A 21,599-nucleotide genomic window follows, 5' to 3' on the forward strand; every position below is an offset into this window, starting at 1 on the left:
CGTCCGCGGCGCTACGACGGGCCGATCCAGGGGTGCCGATGAACGCCATGAACGCCGAGAACAGAATCGACGAGGGGGACGCACAGCCGAGCACCCCGGCCGAGGAGTCGTCGCCCGGGGAGTCCGCTGCCGAGACGTCCGCTGTTTCCTCCGGGGAGGAGGGGACGGCGGAGGCCTCCGCGTCCGAGACCGCCCACGCGGCCGCCGGTGAGCAGCCGGAGAGTGGGCCGCAGCAGGGAAGCGAAGCGCCCGCGAGCGGGCCGTCCGCGGCCCCCCCCGAGGTGGTGGAGGCTGTCGCGCCGCGCCGCAAGGGGCATGTGGCTCCTGCCCATATCCCGCTGGAGCGGATCGACGAGGACACCACCTTCCAGATCCGCCCGCCGGGAGACTTGTCCGCGCTGGCCACGGACCTGGCGCGGCTGGGACAGCTCTTCCCGGTGGACGTGCGCTTCAAGCCGCCGGACCGCTTCCAGATCATCTCCGGTTTCCGCCGGGTGGCGGCGCTGCGGTTCCTCAAGAGGGATCGGGTGCTGGCCCGCCTGCACACGGACCTGTCGGACGAGGACGCGCTGCTGATGGCGCTGGCCTCGGCCATCCACGCCTCGCCGGTGGACCCGGAGGAGCTGGAGGCCCTGAAGGCGCGGCTCGAGGCCGAGGGGCGGCTGCCGCCCATCGCCCGGGACATGCTCGACAAGGCGCTGTCCACCGGCGACGAGCTGGCCTCCGAGACGGTGGAAGAGGAGGTCGACGCGGACGAGCTGGCCGCGGAGGCCACCCAGCGGCTGGTGGACATCAACCAGGATCTGGCGCTGCTGGCGGACGTGTTCGCGGACCTGGATGAGACGCGGAAGCAGGAGCTGATCACCCAGCTGCGCTACTCCGCGGACCTCGTGGCCTGGCTGGAGAGCTTGTGAAGGTGGACGCGCTCGCGCGTGACAGGGCCCGCTTGCTGGAGGTGCTCACCGAGCGCTCCTTCGAGCGGCGCAAGGTGGTGCTCTCGTCCGGCAAGGAGTCGGACTTCTACATCGACTGCAAGCGCACGGCGCTGCTGGCCGAGGGGCATTTCCTCATCGGCCGGCTGCTGCTGCAGGCCGTTCAGCGCGAGGCCGCCGAGGCGGTGGCGGTGGGCGGGCTGACGCTGGGCGCGGATCCGCTCGCCTCGGCCGTCAGTCTGACGAGCTACCTGTCGGGCACGCCCCTGCACGCCTTCATCGTCCGCAAGGAGCCCAAGGGCCATGGCACCGGCCAGTGGATCGAGGGCATGAAGGCGCTCGCTCCGGGCTCGCCGGTGGCCATCCTGGAGGACGTGGTGACCACGGGCGCCTCCACGCTCAAGGCAATCGAGCGGGCTCAGCTGGAAGGGCTGCGGGTGCTTGGGGCGTTTGCGTTGGTGGATAGACTGGAGGGCGGACGCGAGGCGGTCGAGGCCGCCGGACACCGGCTCTTCACCCTGTACACCCGCAAGGACTTCATTCCATGAAGATGCAGTTGCGGCTCGGGGCGCTCGTCATGGCGCTCGCGGGCTGTGTCTCCACGCCTCCCACGCTGGGGGATCCGGCGCCCGGCATCAAGGACGAGCGCCAGGAGCTCGGCTACCAGCAGGTGCTGGAGAAGTACACGGATCGCGCCGAGCTCTACGCCGGCTTCGATACGGTGATGTTCGCCGCGGCCACGCTGCAGACGCAGCCCTTCCGCGAGGCCCGCGTGCGCCGTGAGGCCTCCTTCAAGGCCCTGACGCAGGATCGCGTGCAGGAGATCCTCACGCAGGAGTTCGCGGAGGCGGCCCGGACGCACGAGTTCTTCCTCGGCGTCCACGTCTTCAACTACCGCTACGAGGACTTCGACCGGCCCGGTTCCATCTGGAACATGGTGATGGTGACGCCCGCGGGTGAGCTGAAGCCCGTGAGCGTGGAGCGGGTGGGGCGCTCGGACCTGGAGATGCGCTCCTTCTACCCGTACATGGGCACCTTCTGGGTGGGCTACCGCGTGCGCTTCCCCGCCACGTACCCGGATGGCCGGCCCGTCATCACCCCCAACATGGAGCGCGTGGTGCTCCGCATGGCCTCCTCGCTCGGCAAGGTGGAGATGCGGGTGCACGCGCACTGACGTGCACCCGGCGGCTCAGGTCTGGTCGGGCCGCAGCACCGGCTTGTCCGGCGTGAGCGGCTGCAGGCCCCGCTGGAGCTGATCCATCAGCGCCACGGGCGAGGCCTCGCAGGCGAAGGGCTGGGCGCGCGTCTCGGGGATGAAGCCCTCGTCCACCGCGCGCCGCATCATCGCCAGCAGCGGCCCGTAGAAGTCCGCCACGTTGAGCAGCCCGATGGGCTTGTGGTGGATGCCGAGCTGGGCCCAGGTGGTGATCTCGAAGAGCTCCTCGAAGGTGCCCACGCCGCCGGGCATGGCGATGAAGGCGCCCGAGAGCTGGGCCATCATCGCCTTGCGCGTGTGCATGGAGTCCACCAGGTGCAGCTCGGTGAGGCCCTTGTGGGCGATCTCCCGATCGCTCAGCACGTGGGGCAGCACGCCGATGACCTTGCCCCCCTGCGCGAGGGCCGCGTCCGCCAGGGCGCCCATCAGCCCCACGCTGGTGCCGCCGTAGACGAGGGTGAGCCCCCGCCGGGCGATCTCCCTGCCCAGGGCCCTGGCCCCCTCGAGGTACTCCGGCCGGGCTCCCATCCGCGAGCCACAGAAGACACAAACGGACTTCGGTTCCATTTCGGGACGCTCCTCCAGGGGCTCACAGCTCGCGGCGGACGACGGTGTCCTGCTTCCAGTGGTGGTCGTCCGTGTTGGTGTAGTCCAGCGTGAAGTGCAGGCCGCGGCTCTCCTTGCGACGGCTGGCGCAGTCCACGATGAGGCTGGCCACCTCGCAGATGTTGCGCAGCTCGATCACGTCGCGCGTCACCTTGAAGCGCCAGTAGTAGTCGCGGATCTCCTCGCGCAGCAGCTCCAGCCGGCGCCGCGCCCGCATCAGCCGCTTGTCCGTGCGGACGATGCCCACGTAGTTCCACATGAGGCGGCGGATCTCATCCCAGTTGTGGGTGACGACGACGCTCTCGTCCGAGGCCACCGCGCTGCCCTCGTCCCACGCGGGAGGCTCCTCCTTGAGCGAGGAGAGGGTGCGGATCTCCTCGGCGCAGATGGCGGCGGCGCGGTGGCCGAAGACGAGCCCCTCCAGCAGCGAGTTGGAGGCGAGCCGGTTGGCGCCGTGCAGGCCGGTGTGGGCCACCTCGCCGATGGCGTAGAGGCCCGGCACGTTGGTGCGGCCGTACAGGTCCGTCACCACGCCGCCGCACATGTAGTGAGCCGCGGGCACCACGGGGATGGGCTGCACGGCCATGTCGATGTTGAAGGCCTTGCAGGTGGCGTAGATGTTGGGGAAGCGCTCCATGATGAAGGCGCGCCCCAGGTGCGTCATGTCCAGGAAGACGCTGTCGTCGCCGGTCCGCTTGAGCTCCGCGTCGATGGCGCGCGCCACCACGTCGCGTGGGGCCAGCTCGCCCATCCGGTGGTAGCGGTCCATGAACTGCTGGCCGTTGCGCAGCCGCAGCTTGCCGCCCTCGCCCCGCAACGCCTCGCTGATGAGGAAGCTCTTGGCCTCCGGGTGGTACAGGCAGGTGGGGTGGAACTGGTAGAACTCCATGTTGGCCACCGCGGCCCCCGCCCGGTACGCCATGGCCACCCCGTCGCCCGTGGCCACGTCCGGGTTGGAGGTGTAGAGGTACACCTTGCCCGCCCCGCCCGTGGCCAGCACCGTCACCTTGCCCAGGAAACGCTCGATGCGGCCCTCGGCCGTGAGCGCGTACACCCCCAGGCACCGGTTGGACACGCCCGGGCCCGCCCTCCGGTCGAGGATCAGATCGATGGCCGAGGTGTTCTGGAAGAAGGCGATGTTGGGCTGCGCGTCGCACGCGTCCAGCAGGGCCCGCTGTACCTCGCGTCCGGTGATGTCACCCGAGTGGATGATGCGGCGCTGGGAGTGGCCGCCCTCGCGCGTCAGGTCGAACTCGCCCGTGGCCCGCCGGTTGAAGTCCGCCCCCAGCGTCACCAACTCCCGGATGCGCTCGGGGCCCTCGCGCACCGTCACCTCCACCGCGTCCAGGTGGTTGAGGCCGGCGCCGGCCTCCAGGGTGTCCTGGATGTGCTCCTCGAAGGTGTCCGTGGGCGACAGCACGCTGGCGATGCCACCCTGGGCATAGGCGGTGTTGCCCTCGTGCCTGTCCCGCTTGGTGAGCACCGCGACGGTGCCGTGCCGGGCCGCCTGGAGGGCCAACGAGAGGCCGGCCACACCACCGCCCAAAACCAGGAAGTCGAACCGATGGGGCATGTGTCAGCCCCTTAATGGCTGTAAGTGCCGGAAACAAGGCGATTTCTTGAGGACTTTTGGCGGGGGGTCTAAGGTTGGGGGGCCGATATGCGAGCCATTTTCTTCCTGCTGCTGCCCGCGCTGCTGCTTGCCCCCCTGGGAGCCCAGGCGTCCGAGGGCATCTACAGGTACGTCGAGAAGGACGGCACGATCGTCTACACGAACGTCCCACCCGGCGGCGGCAAGAAGGCGAGCAAGCTCAAGGGCACCTTCACCGAGGCGCCCGCGCCCACCGCGCCCGCGAAGGGCAGGGCGCGCACCCCGTCGGAGCTCGAGCCGCACATCGTGAAGGCCGCCGAGCGCTACCGCATCCCCTCCGCGCTGGTGCGGGCCATCATGCACACCGAGAGCAACTTCAACTCCAACGCGCTGTCCCCCAAGGGCGCCAGTGGGTTGATGCAGCTCATGCCGGCGACGGCCTCGGAGATGTACGTGAAGGACATCTTCGACACCCGGGACAACATCGAGGGTGGGGTGCGCTACCTGCGCGTGCTGGCCAACCTCTTCAACGGGGACATGGTGAAGATGGTGGCCGCGTACAACGCGGGCCCGGAAGCCGTGCGCAAGTACGGGGGACAGGTGCCGCCGTATCCGGAGACGCAGGCGTACGTTCGCAAGGTGCTCCAGCTCTACTACCATTATAAAGAGCGCGAACGGCTCACGAAGGACGAGCCCCGCGGGACGGATTCCGATGGCGACGACGCGCGTGACGGGGCGGGGGCAGAAGAGCCCCGTTGACGAGGAGTTCCTCAAGCAGCTCTACCAGGGCGGGGAGTTGCTGGCGCAGGGCCGCGTGCCCGAGGCGCGGCAACTGCTCGAGCGGGCCCACCAGCTCCAGCCGAGGAACGAGAAGGGCCGCAACCTGCTCGGGCTGGCCTACTTCAAGCTGGGCCTCTTCGACCGGGCGGCGGAGATCTACGAGGCGCTGGTGCGCGACAACCCGGTGGACGCCACGCTGCGCGTCAACCTGGGACTGGTGTATCTGAAGACGAACGCCCTGCAGCGCGCGATGCGCGAGTTCGAGGCCGCGACGGATCTGCAGCCGGACCACCAGAAGGCGCACAACTACCTGGGGCTGGCCCTGGCGCAGGCCGGGGAGTACGGCCGGGCCCGCGAGCACTTCGTCACGGCGGGCAACGAGCTGATGGTGGAGAAGATGGCCAAGGCCATCGCGGGGGAGAAGCCCGTCCGGCCCTCGAGGTCCACGCCCATCACGCCCCGGGCTCCGGCGTCCACCCCGCGTCCGGTGGCGCCCGTGGAAGGCCAGTGGGGCACGCAGTTCGGCCTGGACGAGACACCCCCCACGCCCCCCGCGGCCCACTCCGAGGAGGCGGAGGATCCGGAGGATCTGCGCTTCGCCGAGGACGAGGGACCCGGCGCCCTGTCCGAGGGACAGGAGGACACGGCGGACGTCTCCGGCGCGGCGGCCACGGCCGGCGGTGATGACGTCGAGGCGGAGACCGAGGAGACCTTCGAGGAGACGTCCAGGGCGGTGGCTCCGAGCGAGCCGCTGCCGGAGTCGTTGGAGGAGGCCGTCCCCGAGCTGCCGAGGGCCGCGGCCTTCCGGCCGGGGATGGACGTACCGGTGCTCTCCGAGCTGGTGCCCGCGTTGGCGCTGGCGGGGGCGAGCCAGGTCCAGCCCATGCGGGTGGGCAACGGCAGCTTCTCCGCGCGCGTGGACGGCGAGCTGCTCACGCGGCTGGAGGGGCTGGTGGCCTTCACCGGGCAGCTCCAGTTCCAGCCAGAGGTGAAGCGCTTCCGGGGCCGTCCCACGGAGCAGCCCTTCGGGGATGGCGCGGGCCGGTTCGTGCGCGCCAGCGGCCAGGGGGTGCTCTTCCTGGAGCCGGCCGAGTCGCGCTCCTTCCTGGCGGTGGACCTGGGCGACGAGGGGGCCTACGTGCGCGAGGAGTGCGTCTTCGCCTTCGAGGAGGCGGTGGCCTTCGACAATGGGAAGGTGCCCTCGGAGGTGACGCCGGACCTGGACCTGGTGCACCTGCGCGGGCAGGGCAGGGTGGTGCTGAGCCTGGGCGGCACGCTGCGCTCGGTGGCCGTGGCCGGGGAGACGCCGGTGACAGTCCCCCTGTCCCACCTGGTGGGCTGGCAGGGCAAGGTGACGCCCCGGGTGGTGGCGCTGCCGGGGGAGGACTCCTCTCCGCGTGTCGCCGTGGAACTGAGCGGTGAAGGATTTGCCCTCATCGCCCTGCCAGTCCGGTAGAAGGCCTCCGACATGGATCGAGCTGAGCGTGCGTTGCGGAAGCGGCAGAAGAAGGAGGAGCGGGCACGGCGTCGGGCGGCGCGCCAGCCGAGCGTGCTCATGCAGGAGTTCTGGAACCTGCCCAACATCCTGACGCTGGGCCGCATCTTCCTCATCCCCGTCTTCGTCTGGCTCACCTACGACGCGGATCCGCTCTCCTCGCTGCTGGCGGCCGCGGTGTTCGCCGTGGCCTCCATCACCGACGTGGTGGACGGCTACCTGGCGCGCCGCTGGAACCTCATCACCGTGGTGGGCAAGTTCATGGATCCCCTGGCCGACAAGCTCATCGCCATGGCGGCCCTGGTGATGATGGTGCGGCTGGGGCGCATCTCCGCCTGGGTCGTCATCGTGCTGCTGGCGCGCGAGTTCATCGTCAGCGGCCTGCGCACCATCGCGGCGAGCGAGGGCATGGTCATCGCCGCCGGGCAGGAGGGCAAGTGGAAGACCTCGCTGCAGCTGGTGGGCATCATTTCGCTCTGCGTGCACTACGAGCACATCATCGACGTGGGCCTCTACTCGGCGCCCGTGGACTTCGGCAAGGTGGGCCGGCTGTTGGTGTACTTGTCGGGGGCCTTCTCGGTGTGGAGCGCCGTCGTGTACTTCCGCGCCTTCCTCTCCATGCTGGCCAGACGGGGGAGCGGAGCGGACGCACAGAAGGCTTGACGCACCTGGGAGCCGATTGTATATCCCCCCTCGCTTTCGACGTCGCCGCGAGGCAACGCCGGGGGCAATCAGGAGTGAGTGACGCGGGAATAGCTCAGCGGTAGAGCATCGCCTTGCCAAGGCGAGGGTCGAGGGTTCAAATCCCTTTTCCCGCTCCATCTACTCCAGCCTGATGCGGGAATAGCTCAGCGGTAGAGCATCGCCTTGCCAAGGCGAGGGTCGAGGGTTCAAATCCCTTTTCCCGCTCCATGAAAGGCTCCCTGGTCCGCCAGGGAGCCTTTGTTGTTTTCAGCTCGGTTTGACGAGGCCCGCACGCTTTGCCTAGGGTGCGCTGCCTCGGGCGGTTCGCCTCCCAGGCAGCAGGGCGGCCTGCCATGCGGAACGGGAATCCGTGGGGGCCGTTCCACTCCCCCCCTTCCCATGCTGTATGGATAGCGCCGCATGTTCCGCAACCTCCGAGAACTCTACCAGTACCGGGGCCTTCTGGTGAGCCTGACGCAGCGCGAGCTCAAGGCGCGCTACCGCAATTCGGTACTCGGGTTCCTCTGGACGTTCCTCAACCCGATGCTGCAGATGGCCGTCTACACGCTGCTCTTCTCCGTCTACATGCGGCAGAAGATGGAGGCCTACACGTACTTCATGTTCGTGGGCCTGCTGCCGTGGATCTGGTTCTCCAGCTCCCTGGGCGCCGGCGCCAGCGCCATCAGTGATCGGCGGGATCTGCTCACCAAGGTGCGCTTTCCGGCCCAGGTGCTGCCCGCCGCGGTGGTGACCACCAACCTCATCAACTTCGTGCTGTCGCTGCCGTTGATGATCGTGCTGGGGATGTTCTTCGGCCGCTACCCCTCCTGGCACGTGGTGGCCTTCCCCGTGGTGCTGGTGGTGCAGCTGTGCGTGACGCTGGCGCTCGCCTACCTCGTCTCCGCGCTCAACGTCACCTTCCGGGACCTGCAGCAGATCGTCGCCAACCTGCTGACGCTCTGGTTCTTCGTCACCCCCATCTTCTACCAGGCCATCACCATCCCCGAGCGCTTCCGCACGATGGCCGTGCTGGCCAATCCCATGGCGGTGATGGTCACCTCCTACCAGGCCATCTTCTATGAGCAGCGCCTGCCGGATCCGCTCCCCCTGGTGATGTGGATGGGCATTGCCCTCGTTCTGCTCTGGGTCGCCTCCGAAATCTTCGAGCGTCGCCGCGAAGAGTTCGCGGAGTTCATCTGATGCAAGCCCCATCCAAGGATGCCATCGTCCTGCGGGACGTGGTGAAGAGCTTCCGGAAGAGCACCATCCGGGGCGAGTACACGACCTTCAAGTCCGAGCTGGTGCGCTGGCTGCGCGGCCAGCGGCGCCCACAGGACGCCACGGTCATCCCAGCCCTCCGAGGCATCAACCTCACGGTGCCGCGCGGCAAGACGATGGGCATCATCGGCCGCAACGGCTCGGGCAAGAGCACGCTGCTCAAGCTCATCACCGGCATCTACACGCCGACCTCGGGCCACATCGAGCTCAACGGCCGCATCTCCGCCCTGCTGGACCTGGGCGCCGGCTTCCACCCGGACTTCTCCGGGCGGGAGAACATCCTCATCAACGGCGTCATCCTCGGCATGTCGCGCGCGGAGATCCGGGCGCGCATGGATGAGATCATCGCCTTCAGCGAGCTGGGCGACTTCATCGACGAGCCGGTGCGCACGTACTCCAGCGGCATGTACATGCGGCTGGCCTTCGCGGTGGCCACGCACGTGGACCCGGAGATCCTCATCATCGATGAGATCCTCGCGGTGGGCGACGAGCACTTCAGCCGCAAGAGCATGCAGAAGATGACGGAGTTCCGGAAGGCTGGGAAGACGATCGTCATCGTCACGCATGACCTGGGCACGCTCGAGCGCTGGTGCGATCTGGCCGCGTGGATCGACGGCGGGCGCATCCGCGAGGTAGGCACGCCCACGGAGGTCGTCCGGCACTACAAGCAGGCGGTGCGTCTCGCGGAGGCGAGCGGTCTGCCCATGCACGCGCCGGCCCTGTCTCCAGACGGAGGTGCCCTGCCCACGCTGGAGGCGGCGGAGCAGCGTCCGGGCTCCCCCGTCTCCCTCGAGCAGCTCCGGCTGACGAATGCCCGCGGTGAGGAAGTGCAGGCGTTGGGCACGGAGGACGGCGTGGAGTTCCACATCGGCTACAACGCCGAGCAGCCGGTGGAGGAGCTGGGTTTCTCGCTCTCGCTGCTGCGCGCGGATGGCACCCTGGTGTACCGCACCAGCACCTTCGCCGAGGGTGTGCAGCTGCCGCGCCTCGCCTCCGGGCGGGGGACGCTGCAGCTGAGCATCGAGCGGCTCGGACTGCTGGCCGGGAACTACACCTTCGAGGTGGCGGCCCGGGCGTCCAGCGGCACTGTCTACGACGAGCGCAAGGGCGCCTGCCCGTTCTCGGTGATCTCCACCGGCTCGGACGAGGGGCTGGTGCGGCCGGTGCACCGCTGGCGGCTGGATGGCATCGCCGAGGCGATGCCCGTGAGACAGGTCGTCTCGTGAGCCAGGGCGGTCCGGCGCGGGGCTCGAGTCCCGTGTGGCTCGGCATCGTGCTGTACCGCAACTCCCGCGAGGAGCTGGAGCGGCTCGTGGCCTCGCTGGCCGCGAACCGGGAGACGCCGGGGACGCCGGCCTTCCACGTGTGCTGGCTGGACAACTCGCCCACCGAGGCGCTGCGCGACGTGGTGCGCGAGCTGTCACCCGGGGCCGACTACCGCTTCTCCGGGGCCAACCTGGGCTTCGGCGTGGCCCACAACCGGCTCCTGGCCGAGGCCTTCGCGGACCCCGCGGTGCGCCACTACGTCTGTGTGAACCCGGACGGCGTGCTGCACCCCGAGTGCCTGCGCGAGCTCGTCACCGAGGCGGAGCGGCGGCCCCGCACGGGACTGGTGGAGGCGCGGCTCTTCCCCGACGAGCACCCCAAGCCGTACGAGCCGGAGACGCACGAGACGCCCTGGTGCTCCGGGTGCGTGCTGCTAGTGCGGCGCGAGCTGTTCGCGTCCATCGGTGGCTTCGACGAGCGCTTCTTCATGTACTGCGAGGACGTGGACCTGTCCTGGCGGGCCCGCGCCGCGGGCTTCTCCCTCCGCGTGGCGCCCCGGGCCCTCGTGCACCACTACACCGTGACACGTGAGCTGAGCCTGGACCGCGAGCGCCGCGTGCGCCGCAGCGCGGCCCTGCTCGGCGCCAAGTACGGGGACCTGGAGTTCGCCCGGGCACGTCTCAAGGAGTACCTGGAGTCCGGTGGGGCGCCCTTCGAGCTTCCGAAGGAGCCCCGTCCGCCGCGAGCGCTGGCCCGGGTGGCCGACTTCCAGCACCTCTTCGAGTTCGCGGAGCCGCGCTGGTGAGCACCGGCGCGCGCGACACGCTCCTCCTGGAGGAGCTGGACACCCGGCTGCGGCGGCTCGTGCGCGAGCGCGTCCAGCCGGGCGCCCGCGTGGCCCTGCTCGGCGAGGCGCCGGAGCTGGCCCGGGCCCTCGAGGCAGCCGGTTGCGTGGTGCTCGTGGCAGCAGCGTCCGAGGGGAGGGGAGCGCGGCTGCTCGCGTTCGCTCCCACCCACGTGGTGCTCCCGGTGGACGTGGGCGAGCCGGTGCTCCAGGCGCGCGAGGCCTCCGAGGCCGTGCCCGATGCCGAGCTCCTCCTGGCAATCCGCAACGCCGGTGCGTCGGCGGCCCTCCTGGACACGCTGCTGGGGCTGGCTCCGAGCCGGGCGGGCGCCTCGGCCGAGGCGCTGCTGAGGGAGCTGTCCTCCCTGGGCCTCGAGGTGCGGCACCAGGAGTCCATTCCCTGCCGTGACTCCACGGAGGCGCTCGCCCCGGACACCGCGCGTGCCCTCCGGCAACTCCTCGCGCAGCTCAGCCCTACCGCCGAGGCGGACGGGCTGCTCCTGGCCCTCGGACGTGCTTCCTCGCGTCCTCCACCGCGCCAGCCGGAGCTGCTCAGCGTCGTGCTCTGGGCGGGAGACGCGCCCGCCGCCTCGCTCGATGAGACGCTCTTCTCGCTCGCGTGTCAGGACTACCGCCCGCTGGAGCTCCTCGTGGTGCTGCCTCCGGGTGCCTCCCTGACGGAGCCGGAGGCCCGTATGCTGCTGGAGCGCCACCGGCGGCTCCGGGACTTCTCCTTCCAACTCATCCGCGTCCCGGAAGGCGGCATGGCCCGGGGTGTGCGCGAGGCCCGGGGTCAGTACCTGTCCTTCCTCGATGCCTCCTGTGTCGTGTACCCCGCCCACTACGCGCAGCTCGTCCAGCGGCTGCGCGAGGGCTCTGCGGCGTGGGCCTTCGCCCGCTCCCGGTGGGCCCTCGTCCGCGATACGGCGGGGGGCCGCTTCATCGCGCAGAAGAAGCCCTTCCCGCTGGGAGACCACTTCGAGCTCTCCCATCTCCTGGAGCACCCGGCCCTGTTGTACGGGCTCGTCGTGGATCGCACCCGGGTGGGCGCCCTGCCGCTGGAGGTGGCGGATCCGGTGGAGGCCCCTCGGGCGGACCTGCTCCCCCGGCTGGCGAGTCTCTTCGAGCCCGTCTTCACCGCGGGGCTCGCCACGTGGGAGTGGCGCGCGCTGGGCGCCGAGCCCCTGGCGCTCCCCGCTCCGTCCCTCCAGGTGCTGCTCCCGCTCGCCTCGCTGGAGGAGCGGGTGGCCCGGGCCCAGGCTCGCGGCGAGAGCACCAAGGGCCTGCGCTACCAGGCCATCGACCGGCTCAACCAGCGTCTCCGCGAGCGCTTCCCCGGAGCGCACGCCCGCGTCCGCTCCCTGGCCTCCCGCGTGCTGCGGTAGGTATGGTTCCGTAAAAGGGGAAGCCTCGATGTCTTGCAAAAGAGTCTGGGTCCTGGCGGTGACGCTGCTCGTGACGGTGGCTGGCTGTGAGGACCTCCCGTCCGGCCCGCCCGGGTCCGACGGTGGCGCCTGCGCGTCGATCAGCACGGATGGGGGAAGGGCCGACGGCGGCGTTCCGCTCCGCATCACCCAGCCCGTGGACGGCGCCGTCCATTCCAACCCGGCCGTGGCCGTGACCGCGATGATCCCCGGCGGCGTGGAGTACGGAATCTTCCGCCTCAAGGCGGAGGCCCTCCTCGACTGCACCACCCCCGTGGCCTCGAGCGAGCTCATCCGCCCCGACACGGCGCAGGTGTATTCCGGGCTCCTGGACCTGCCGGAAGACGGGCCCTATCTGCTGACGGTGTCGCTGCTGGATGGGGGCAGCCCCACCTCGGTCCGGATGACATTGGACACGCAGCCCTGAGCGCCGCCCGGAGCGTCAGCCCGCCTGGCGCTCCGGCCCATTGCCCGGCGGCGGCGGGGCGAGGCCCCTGTCGGCCTGCCACTGGTAGACGAAGTTCTCGATGAACTGCCCGTAGCGGCGGATGAAGAGCTCCCGGTCGTGCGGCGACTCCTTCACGGTCCGGGTGGCGTTCTCGTAGTGGTAGGCCACCAGCGCCGGGTGGACGATGTTCGTCCCGCCCTCCTGGAGCACCTTCAGGCCCAGGTCGGCATCCTGCGCCTCTTCCACGAAGCTCTCGTCCAGGCCTCCCATCCGGCGGTACCGCTCGGCGGAGATGAGGAGGAGCGCGCCCGTGACACACACCACCTCCCGGGGGGCCGCCAGTCCCGGATAGTTGGCCAGGGGCTTGAGCTTGTCGATGTGCTCGGGAATCCCCCGGTACGGGGCATCCGGACAGATGCGCACGCCCGCGTGCTGCAGCCGTTGGTCCTTGTAGACGAGGTACGCCCCGATCGTTCCCGTGCGCGGCTGGTTCGAGAAGGTATCCAGCGCGGCCGCGAAGTCGGTGTGGATCAGCTCCACGTCATTGTTGATGAGGACGAGGTACTCACCCGACGCGCGCGCCGCGAGCAGGTTGTTGCAGGCGCTGAAGTTGTAGAAGCCGAGGTGGCAAACGGTGTGAGGGATGTTCTGGTAGAAGGCGAGCACCGCCGGGTCGGTGGAGCCGGTGTCCCCGATGAGGATCTCGTAGGGGACCGTGCACTGCGCCTCGATGGACCTCACGCACGGAATCAGCAGCTCCGGCTTGTCCTTGGTCAGGATGAGGAAGCTCAGCCTGGGCTTGACGCGATCCCGGGCGAGCACGCGCTCCAGCTCCTGGAGCTTGGGGGACAGCGCGGCCCCACGGTCGCCAGCACCCGGTGTCCGCAGCGCACGCGTGAGGATGAGGTGCTCCAGGCGTTGGAGTGAATCCCTCCAGGGCATGAGCTGGGCGGTGGAGAGCCGCTGCTTCCAGCCCGGCCGCTGGGGGCTCCCCGTGGAGGCCCGGTACGCCCGGGCGATTTCCTCGGCGAGCTGCTCGGGGGAGTCGCTCACCGGGATTCCGAACTCGGGGTGGGCGCCCTTCGTGCTCGCCGCCGCCGGCAGCCCGAAGGAGAGCGCCTGGGCCAGGCCCAGGTTGAAGCCCTCCCACTGGGAGGTGCTCAGGTAGAAGTCGCTGTCGAGGTACGCCCCGACCAGCTCATCGTCCGTCAGGTTGGGGGAGGGGATGAGCCCCTGGGCCCTGGCCCAGTCGGCATCCGACTCCTCGCACCGCCCGACGAGCACGAACTTCACCTTGTCCGCCAGCTCCGGGTGCCTGGCGCGCAGCTCCTTCTTCACCCCCGCGTAGAGGTCCACCCCCTTGTACTGGCGCTCGAGGGCGAAGAAGCGGGTGACATTGAGCACGAGGAAGTCGTCCGCCCCGACACCCAGCCTGCTCCGGAAGCCTCCGGCCAGCCGCTGGAGATCGTTGCGGCGCTTGAGGAGGTGGTCGTTCCCCTGCCAGTTCACCACGGCCCGGTGCAGCCTGGAGTCGCGGCGGATGAAGTCGGAGATGCTGACGACCAGGTCGGCCTTCTCCGAGAAGTGGATCTTCTCCGTGTGCGTGCGCTGCCGCCTGTCGCGATCCTCGAACCACTCGGAGGCGGGCTCCCCATGGTCGTAGAAGACGCGGAAGGTGGAGTCCGGCAGCTGGGGCAGGCAGGAGAAGAACGGCGGCGTATGCGCGAGGACGGCGTGTGGCCGATGCTCACGGAGCCATTGCGTGGCCTCCTGCTCGTCCCGAACGCGGCGCAGCTCGAGCTGCCCGCTCCTCACGTACGCGGCGAAGCGGCCGGAGAAGTAGTCATCGTGCTCGCGCACCAGCAGCGTCACCTGGTAGCCACGGCCGAGGAAGTACTCGAGCTGCTCGGCGACGACCACGTCCACCCCGTAGCCCTTCGTGAAACGGACGGTCAGGATGGCGAGCCGGGCCGCCGGAGGGACAGGGGACGCGGTGGGAGCCGTCCGCCAGGCGAGCTGTGCGCGCGTGCCCAGCTTGCGCACGTTGCGAACCACGGCTCCCGAGAGGACGTGAACGCCCTCCTTGCGCAGGATCTCGAGGGCTCTCAGAACGAGTCGAGTAGGTGATTTCATGATCGTCAGGGGGGAGGCCCGTGTGCGGGGGACGCTCCGCTCCGGAGCCCGGCCCGTTTCATTTCGCGTATTTGGAGAGCCAGGGGGTCCGCACGCGAGGAGGCCAGGCCAGCCCGGCGTCGGTTCCGTTCAGCGTGAGGTTGGGATTGTAGAAGGCGTCCGTCTCCAGGGCGCGGCCCCAACGCCGCAGCATGTACTGGATCTCCCCGTGGAACCGGCTCCGCTGGGCGGGCGTCTCATCGCTGCCCCGTGAGATCGACTCGTGGTGGTAGAGCACGGCGTGGGACGCCCAGAGGTTGCGCAGCCCGAGCTCGCCGACGCGCAGGCAGAGGTCCACGTCATTGAAGGCGACGCTGAGCTGCCGCTCGTTGAGCCCCCCCACCTGCTTGAAGACGTCGGTGCGCAAGGCCAGGCACGCGGCCGTGACGGCGGACGCCTGGTGGGTGTACCGCGTGCGCGCGTGCTGGGCGTCCGGTTCGAGCCGGTGCAGGTGGCCCGCGACACCCCCGAGCCCGAGCACCACCCCCACGTGCTGCAGCCGCCCATCGGGGTAGAGCAGTTTGGCTCCCACCGCGCCCACCTCGGGGCGGATCGCCTGGCTGACCAGCTCCTCCAACCAATCCTCGGAGATGACCTCGATGTCATCGTTGAGGAGCACGAGGACCGAGCCGCGAGCGGAACGGGCGGCGAAGTTGTTGATGGCGGAGTAGTTGAAGGGGTGCGGGTAGCGCAGCACCCGGGCCTGCTGCTGGCTCTCGAGCGAGTGCAGGTAGCTGAGGGTGAGCTCATCCTCGCTCTGGTTGTCGACGACGAGGATCTCGTACTCGCTGTACGTCGTCTTGCTCCGGATGCTCTCGATGCAGGGGCGGAGCACCCCGTACCCATCCCGGGTGGGGATGATGATGCTGACGAGCGGGCGGCTCATCGGCAGGGGGTGGCGGATCCGCAGCGAGTGCTCGCTGTCACTGGAGAGCTGGGCCGCGGGGTGCAGGGCCTGGACACACTCGCGCCGGACCTCCAGCGTCTCCGAGGCCCAGCGTGCCTCCACCTCCTGGGCGGGAAGGGGCGAGTGGTAGAGCACGCGCGGGAGGTGCTGCACCGCTTGGGGACTGGCCGACGCCAGGCACTGGGTGGCGAGCTCGCGGGCCTTCGGCGCCTCGCGGCTGTCCCGCCCATCGAGCACCGACTCGACGAGCTGCTTGCGGAAGAGCGCGAAGCCGAGCGGGAAGGGGAACTCGAAGAAGCGATCCGGGTCCCAGCTCGTGTTGAACCTCGGCTCGGTGCGGTGGCCCTTGGAGTCGAGCGAGTCCTCGTCGCTGTAGAGGATGTCGGTGCTGGGACGGCCGTTGAGGGCCACGGACGCCAGGTACACCGCATGCTCCGGGAGGTGCGCCGAGGGCTCGAGGAACGACACGAACTCGCCCTCACAGGCGCGCAGGGCCTCCTCGAGCGTCGCGGCCGAGCGCACCCGGGGATCCTCCGTCTCGCTCCCGCCGACGACCCAGACCTCCCACTCTCCGCACAGCTGCCGGAGCACGGCGCCGAGCGAGCGCGGGGCTCGAGGCTCCTGCCCGGCCGCTCCTTCGGCCGCGGGGATGATGAGGGAGAGCCGGGGCTTCCACGGAAGGCGCTCGTAGTGCCTGCGGATGGCGCTCCGGTCCGCCGCGTTGAGCTGCTCGTAGCGGCGCACCCACTCCGTGTAATCGGGTGGCTGCGCGGGAACCCTCGCCGCGATATCGACGAGCCCCGTCTTGAGCTTCGAGAGGAAGCCGCCCGAGGCCCGCCGGGCACGCTCCTTCCACTGCTCGCGCACCTCGGGGAGCGTCTCCGGCTCGTCGCGGAGCGCCTCCGCCAACAGGCGGGCGGTACCCTCGCCGGGGCTCAGCTCCCGGACGTGGATGCGTCCCAGGGAGAACTTCCCCGGCCGATCGAAGGGCACGAAGCGGATGCCGTGGTTGCCCTGGCCGAGGTGGACGATGCACGAGATGCGTCCCTGCTTCGGCTTCGGAAGCCGCACCTCGGTCACATAGCCCGCGCCGCGGTTCAGCAGCAGCCGGGGAGCGAGCCACGGAACGTCCTCCGCGCGCAGCTCCAGCTCGAGGTGGACCCACTGGCTCGGATAGCGGTGGGGACTGGGGTGCAGCTCGAGCACGGGCTGCCAGCCGGTGGACTCCCAGCCTCCCTGCGCAGCGGCACGGACATCGCTCACCGGCGTGGGGTGCAGGGAGAGGGTGGGCCGGCGCACCAGCCGCTGGGCCTTGGACAACCACGCGGGCCCCTGTCGGCGCGCGGGGGGCTGGCGAAGGGCGTGAATCGCTCCCGAGAGACCGTCCACCGCTGCTCGCAGGGCCGCCTGCTCCTGCTGCACCTTCGCGAGCCCGGCCTGGAGCTCCTCCCACTCCACGGCGTTCTTTGATTCAGGCGGCTCCTTCCTGTCGTCTCGGGAAGTGCTCGCGCCTGCCTTGGGTGGCGTTGAAACCGGAAGCATGATGGGTGGCCTTGGCCTCGATGTGAGGGTCAACCCCCAACACATGAATAGGGCAGGGGCGCGGATTCTATATCAGGGCTTTTCTCAAGCTCAAGGCGCGCCGGGTGTTCAGCCGTCAATAAGATTTACATTGTCAAGGCTTCTGCGTCTCACGCTCCCGGTGGCTCCGCATGGAACGCACTCGAGCATGGCCTGCTCGCTGGCCCTTGGAGCGAGTGGGCCGTCAGGACCTACGGCTTCGGCCCTTGGGCGCCGGCTCGGGAGTGGTCCGCTCGAGCGCGGCCAGCCGGGCCATGACCTCGCGGCGCCAGGCCACCTGGCTCCGGGACTCCTCACGCTGGTGCTCGTAGATGAGCGCCAGCGAGTCGAGGATGGCCTCGTTGAACTCCACCTGCTTGCGCAGCATCTCGTTGATGAAGGGCTGGAAGGCGAGCCGGAAGGCGCGCTTGGCCGTCACCAGCAGGGGGCCCACCACGGGGCGGTGCGAGGTGGGCGGCTCCACGTAACGGCTGTCTTTCTTCGAGCGGGGCGCCTGGAGGATGGGCGGCCATTCCGTCTCGGCCGGAGCCCGCTCGGAGGCGGCGAGCAGCCGGCGGACCGACTCCACCTGCTCCGGCGTGGGCTCGGGCAGCCGTCCAGCCTCCTCCGCGAGGCGCTCGGGGGAGGGGGTGGTGGTGAGGAGATCTTCAGGACGCACGGAGGGCTCCAGTGGCCCGCAGGGCCTGGACGAGCGCGGACACGGTGGGCTCCGGCCGGCTGGAATCGAAGGTGAGCAGCCGCTGGCCCAGGCGCTCGGCCACGTCGGGCGCGGAGGTGGGGTGGGACGTGTCGCGGACGCCCCAGGCCTCGAGGGACAGGTGGGGCAGGGTGTCCCGGGCGAGCAGCGAATCGGCGGGCAGGAAGACGGTGGGCGCGCGCGAGATGCGCAGCGCCGTCTGCAGCGAGGAGGAGCCGGGGAGCTCCCGCGCCTCGTCCCGGGGCAGGGGCTCGTCCGGGGTGAAGGCGCGCACCTCCAGCCCTCCAACACGCATCGAGCGCGGCGCCAGCTCCACCGGCCGGGGTTGGGGATCCAACGTCAGCAGGCGGGCGCTGGAGAGTTGCTCCATGAGCCGCCGCGCGAGTTGGGACGCGGGCGCCTCCGGAGCGGCCGCGAAACCGGGGCACACGAGATTCACTCCCGGGGCCTCGCTCCCGGTGGCCGGTGCACCCAGGGTGCCCTCCAGGAAGGGCTGCAGTCCTTCGCGCACGGCCACGGCCACGGCCTCCTGGCCCAGTTGCGCCACCCGGGCGCGTTGGGCGGCGACCATCTCCCGCCTCAGGCCCGGGTCGCGCTCCAGCACCGCGAGCAACCGCGCCACCTCCAGGGGATCATTCGTCAGCGAGGCCACCCCCGCGCCCCCCATCGTCTCCGGCACCGCGGCGGCGCCATAGGCCACCACGGGCACGCCACGGTACATGGCCTCCAGCAGTGGCACGCCGAAGCCCTCGTGCCGGCTCATGGAGAGGTACGCCGAGGCCACCGAGAAGCACGCGGAGAGCTGCGCCGCGCTCACCCGCCCGAGGAACTGGACGCGCTCGGCCCCGAGCATCTCCTTCAGGCCGTACAGGTACGCGCCATAGGGCGTCTCCCGGTTGAGGTAGCCGGCGACGAGGAGGCGGCCGCGGGGCTGGTACAGCCGCTGCCAGGCGGTGAAGACGCGCAGCACGTCGTCCACCCGCTTGCTCGGCACGGCGCGGCCCACGAAGAGGAGGTTGGCGCACCCGTCGTCCAGCTCGGCGCGCAGCACCGGATCCGGCGCCACGTCGAAGGCGCGCCAGTCCACCGCGAAGGGCAGCACGGACACGTGGGGGTAGCCCGCGGCCACCAGCTCCTCGGCGCTGAAGCGCGAGTAGGCCCACGCACACTCCACCAGCGGCCGCATCGCGAGCAGCTCGTCCCGGGCCGCCTCGCACGCCTGGGCCACCTTGCGCTCGAACCCCTCGAAGAGCCGGGCGGGGGTGACGTTGTGGTACACGACCGCCTTGCGCCCCGGTGAACGGGCGATCAGCGGTACCAGCCTCGATTCGAAGCTGTGGTGGATGATGAGAGCGCTCGCGTCATCCGCCTCGCGCGGGTAGTCCTTCGCGGGCCGTACCAGTGGCCGGCACTCCTCGTCCCACTGTTCCGCGTAGATCTCCGAGGCGTAGCCCCAGCCGCGCAGCAGCTCGCGCAGGTAGCGCACCTGGTTGCCCACCGCATCGCCCCAGGCCAGCCGCGGCACCAGCTGATGGACCGCCCGGGCCGCCGAGCGCCCGACCACCCGTCTGCTTCTCGGGATTCTCACGATGGCTCCAGCGTCTACCTGCTGGGCGGTCCACACACAAGGCTGCCTTGACGCGCACCGGCCCCTTCGCTACTCAGGCGGCCGGTATTCACTTCTTTACTCTCCGAGTTCGTCGATGAACGTCCTGGTCACGGGTGGGTGCGGTTTCATTGGGTCCAACCTCGTCAAATACCTGCGCCGCGTGCGGCCGGACTGGACGATCGTCAACCTGGACAAGCTCACGTACGCGGGCAACCTGGAGAACCTCAAGGAGCTCGAGGGTGACGCCAGGCACATCTTCGTGCGCGGGGACGTGGCCAACCGCGAGCTCGTCGAGCACGTGATGGGCGTGCACCGCATCGACGCCGTCATGCACCTGGCGGCCGAGAGCCACGTGGACCGCTCCATCCTGGGCCCCGAGGCCTTCATCCAGGCCAACGTGCTGGGCACCCAGCAGCTGCTCGAGGCCAGCCGCGTGCGCGGCATCAAGCGCTTCCTGATGGTCTCCACCGACGAGGTGTACGGCTCGCTCGGCCCCACCGGCTACTTCACCGAGACGTCGCCGCTGCAGCCCTCCAGCCCCTACTCGGCGTCCAAGACGAGCTCGGACCTGCTGGCGCTCGCCTGGCACCACACCTTCGGCATGGACGTGGTGGTGACGCGCTGCTCCAACAACTACGGCCGCTACCAGTTCCCCGAGAAGCTGATTCCGCTCATGGTGGTCAACGCCCTGCACGACAAGCCGCTGCCCGTCTACGGCGACGGCGCCAACGTGCGCGACTGGCTCCACGTGGAGGACCACTGCTCGGCGCTGCTGGCCGCGCTGGAGAAGGGCAAGGCCGGTCAGGTCTACAACATCGGCGGCAACTCCGAGCGCAAGAACATCGAGATCGTCAAGGCGATCCTCGGCCTGCTCAACAAGCCCGAGTCCCTCATCAAGTACGTGAAGGACCGGCCGGGGCATGACCGGCGCTACGCCATTGACGCGACGAAGATGAAGGCGGAGCTGGGCTGGACGCCGGCGCACACCTTCGAGAAGGGTCTGCAGGAGACGGTGCGCTGGTACGTGGACAACTCGGCCTGGTGGGAGCGCGTGATGAGCGGCGCGTACCGCCAGTACTTCGAGTCGCAGTACCGCACGCGTCTCAACGGCTGAGCCAGGGGCCTCTCTCCATGCGATTCCTCGTCACGGGTTCCAACGGGCTGGTGGGCAGCCGCGTGTGCACGCTCCTCGAGAAGGGCGGGCACGAGGTGGTGGGGCTGGGCCGCGGGCCGCGCCGCACCGACGGCGCCTACCGCTATGTGGAGTGCGACCTCACGCGCGAGCAGTACGTGGCCGCCGCCGTGGAGGCCGCTGCTCCCGAGGTCATCATCCACCCCGCCTCCATGACGGAGGTGGATGCCTGCGAGCGCGAGCCGGAGCAGGCGTACGCGGCCAACGTCACCGCGGTGGCGGCGGTGGCCCGGGGCGCGCGCAAGCTGGGCGCGCACCTGGTGCACGTCTCCACGGACTACGTCTTCGACGGCGAGCACGGGCCCTACGACGAGCAGGCGCTGCCCAACCCGCGCGGTGTCTACGCCGTCACCAAGCACATGGGTGAGCAGGCCGCCCGCACCTTCGTCCCCGGCGCCGCCATCGCGCGCACCGCCGTGGTGTATGGCTGGCCCATGGCGGGCCGTCCCAACTTCGGCGCCTGGCTGGTGGGCGCCCTGGAGAAGGGGCAGCCGGTGAAGCTCTTCGAGGATCAGTTCGTGTCCGCGAGCCTCGCCGACAGCGTGGCCGCCATGCTGGTGGAGCTGGGCGAGCGCAAGCTGGGCGGCATCTGGAACACGTGCGGCGCGGACGTGGTGGATCGCGTGAGCTTCGGCCGCGCGCTCTGCGAGGTGTTCGGGTTCGACCCGGGCCTCATCACGCCTACCCGCCTGGCGGACATGAAGCTGGCGAGCCCCCGTCCGCTGCGCAGTGGCCTGAAGGTGGACAAGGTCCGCGCTCAGCTGCGCGCCCAGCCGCTGCAGCTCGCTGACTCCCTTGCTCGCTTCCACTCCGCGTGGAAGGCCGGGCGGGGTGCTTGAACGAACCACTTCGGGGCGGCTATAGCCTCCCGGGGTCT

The 21,599-nt window shown here is 69.9% G+C and carries 19 protein-coding genes and 2 tRNA genes; 15 read left to right on the forward strand and 6 right to left on the reverse strand.

What is annotated here, in order from left to right; genetic code table 11:
* Positions 1–38: 38 nt before the first annotated feature.
* From NR798_RS18470 to NR798_RS18480, 3 genes are read left to right on the forward strand one after another with little or no spacing between them, the layout of a single operon-like run.
* The gene (locus tag NR798_RS18470) at positions 39–914 is read left to right on the forward strand and encodes a ParB/RepB/Spo0J family partition protein (protein WP_375772796.1); all 876 of its coding nucleotides are present in this window, start codon (positions 39–41) and stop codon (positions 912–914) included.
* On the forward strand, positions 911–1,480 hold the full coding sequence (gene pyrE / locus NR798_RS18475) for an orotate phosphoribosyltransferase (protein WP_375772797.1): 570 nt from the start codon (positions 911–913) through the stop codon (positions 1,478–1,480). Before NR798_RS18470 ends, pyrE begins: the two co-directional genes overlap by 4 nt.
* Complete coding sequence (locus NR798_RS18480; RefSeq protein WP_375772798.1) at positions 1,477–2,106, forward strand: hypothetical protein; 630 nt, start codon at positions 1,477–1,479, stop codon at positions 2,104–2,106. The genes pyrE and NR798_RS18480 overlap by 4 nt, the downstream gene beginning before the upstream one ends.
* A 15-nt stretch (positions 2,107–2,121) precedes the next feature.
* On the opposite strand, the gene NR798_RS18485 is transcribed toward NR798_RS18480, so the two are convergent.
* Together NR798_RS18485 and nadB are read right to left on the reverse strand one after the other, a co-directional pair.
* Positions 2,122–2,715 (reverse strand): TIGR00730 family Rossman fold protein, encoded by a 594-nt coding sequence (locus NR798_RS18485; RefSeq protein ID WP_375772799.1) that lies wholly within the window; start codon positions 2,713–2,715, stop codon positions 2,122–2,124.
* Positions 2,716–2,737: 22 nt separating this feature from the next.
* Complete coding sequence (gene nadB / locus NR798_RS18490) at positions 2,738–4,327, reverse strand: L-aspartate oxidase (protein WP_375772800.1); 1,590 nt, start codon at positions 4,325–4,327, stop codon at positions 2,738–2,740.
* An 87-nt stretch (positions 4,328–4,414) separates the two neighbouring features.
* Here nadB and NR798_RS18495 point away from each other — a divergent pair, with 87 nt between their 5' ends.
* The 10 genes from NR798_RS18495 (at position 4,415) to NR798_RS18540 (ending at position 12,543) form a co-directional block, all read left to right on the forward strand.
* Entirely contained in the window at positions 4,415–5,104 is a 690-nt protein-coding gene (locus NR798_RS18495; RefSeq protein ID WP_375772801.1) for a transglycosylase SLT domain-containing protein, read from the forward strand.
* Entirely contained in the window at positions 5,058–6,581 is a 1,524-nt protein-coding gene (locus NR798_RS18500) for a tetratricopeptide repeat protein (RefSeq protein ID WP_375772802.1), read from the forward strand. The genes NR798_RS18495 and NR798_RS18500 overlap by 47 nt, the downstream gene beginning before the upstream one ends.
* A gap of 12 nt (positions 6,582–6,593) precedes the next feature.
* Positions 6,594–7,283: a CDP-diacylglycerol--glycerol-3-phosphate 3-phosphatidyltransferase gene (gene pgsA / locus NR798_RS18505; protein WP_375772803.1), complete on the forward strand. Its 690-nt coding sequence runs from the start codon at positions 6,594–6,596 to the stop codon at positions 7,281–7,283.
* Between the two features lie 83 nt (positions 7,284–7,366).
* Positions 7,367–7,441: transfer RNA gene (locus NR798_RS18510), tRNA-Gly, on the forward strand.
* 16 nt (positions 7,442–7,457) lie between these two features.
* Positions 7,458–7,532: transfer RNA gene (locus NR798_RS18515), tRNA-Gly, on the forward strand.
* A 192-nt stretch (positions 7,533–7,724) separates the two neighbouring features.
* Positions 7,725–8,504 (forward strand): ABC transporter permease, encoded by a 780-nt coding sequence (locus NR798_RS18520; protein ID WP_375772804.1) that lies wholly within the window; start codon positions 7,725–7,727, stop codon positions 8,502–8,504.
* Positions 8,504–9,808 (forward strand): ABC transporter ATP-binding protein, encoded by a 1,305-nt coding sequence (locus NR798_RS18525; protein ID WP_375772805.1) that lies wholly within the window; start codon positions 8,504–8,506, stop codon positions 9,806–9,808. Before NR798_RS18520 ends, NR798_RS18525 begins: the two co-directional genes overlap by 1 nt.
* Complete coding sequence (locus NR798_RS18530; RefSeq protein ID WP_375772806.1) at positions 9,805–10,653, forward strand: glycosyltransferase family 2 protein; 849 nt, start codon at positions 9,805–9,807, stop codon at positions 10,651–10,653. The genes NR798_RS18525 and NR798_RS18530 overlap by 4 nt, the downstream gene beginning before the upstream one ends.
* The gene (locus tag NR798_RS18535) at positions 10,650–12,077 is read left to right on the forward strand and encodes a glycosyltransferase (RefSeq protein ID WP_375772807.1); all 1,428 of its coding nucleotides are present in this window, start codon (positions 10,650–10,652) and stop codon (positions 12,075–12,077) included. The genes NR798_RS18530 and NR798_RS18535 overlap by 4 nt, the downstream gene beginning before the upstream one ends.
* Before the next feature lie 28 nt (positions 12,078–12,105).
* Positions 12,106–12,543 carry a hypothetical protein gene (locus NR798_RS18540; RefSeq protein WP_375772808.1) on the forward strand — a complete coding sequence of 146 codons (438 nt, stop codon included), beginning with the start codon at positions 12,106–12,108 and terminating at the stop codon, positions 12,541–12,543.
* A gap of 15 nt (positions 12,544–12,558) precedes the next feature.
* Here the strand turns inward: NR798_RS18540 and NR798_RS18545 are convergent, their stop codons facing one another.
* The 4 genes from NR798_RS18545 to NR798_RS18560 form a co-directional block, all read right to left on the reverse strand.
* The gene (locus NR798_RS18545) at positions 12,559–14,619 is read right to left on the reverse strand and encodes a glycosyltransferase (protein WP_375772809.1); all 2,061 of its coding nucleotides are present in this window, start codon (positions 14,617–14,619) and stop codon (positions 12,559–12,561) included.
* Between the two features lie 136 nt (positions 14,620–14,755).
* On the reverse strand, positions 14,756–17,101 hold the full coding sequence (locus NR798_RS18550) for a glycosyltransferase family 2 protein (RefSeq protein ID WP_375772810.1): 2,346 nt from the start codon (positions 17,099–17,101) through the stop codon (positions 14,756–14,758).
* Positions 17,102–17,408: 307 nt separating this feature from the next.
* Positions 17,409–17,882, reverse strand: coding sequence for a hypothetical protein (locus NR798_RS18555; RefSeq protein ID WP_375772811.1), 474 nt, complete (start codon positions 17,880–17,882; stop codon positions 17,409–17,411).
* Complete coding sequence (locus NR798_RS18560; protein ID WP_375772812.1) at positions 17,872–19,509, reverse strand: glycosyltransferase; 1,638 nt, start codon at positions 19,507–19,509, stop codon at positions 17,872–17,874. The genes NR798_RS18555 and NR798_RS18560 overlap by 11 nt, the downstream gene beginning before the upstream one ends.
* Positions 19,510–19,624: 115 nt before the next feature.
* On the opposite strand from NR798_RS18560, the gene rfbB reads away from it, so the two are divergent.
* Both rfbB and NR798_RS18570 read left to right on the forward strand, forming a co-directional pair.
* Complete coding sequence (rfbB, locus tag NR798_RS18565; protein ID WP_375772813.1) at positions 19,625–20,644, forward strand: dTDP-glucose 4,6-dehydratase; 1,020 nt, start codon at positions 19,625–19,627, stop codon at positions 20,642–20,644.
* Positions 20,645–20,661: 17 nt separating this feature from the next.
* The gene (locus NR798_RS18570) at positions 20,662–21,561 is read left to right on the forward strand and encodes an SDR family oxidoreductase (RefSeq protein WP_375772814.1); all 900 of its coding nucleotides are present in this window, start codon (positions 20,662–20,664) and stop codon (positions 21,559–21,561) included.
* Positions 21,562–21,599: the final 38 nt, after the last annotated feature.

It is taken from the genome of Archangium gephyra, assembly GCF_042230915.1.
GTDB lineage: Bacteria > Myxococcota > Myxococcia > Myxococcales > Myxococcaceae > Archangium > Archangium gephyra_B.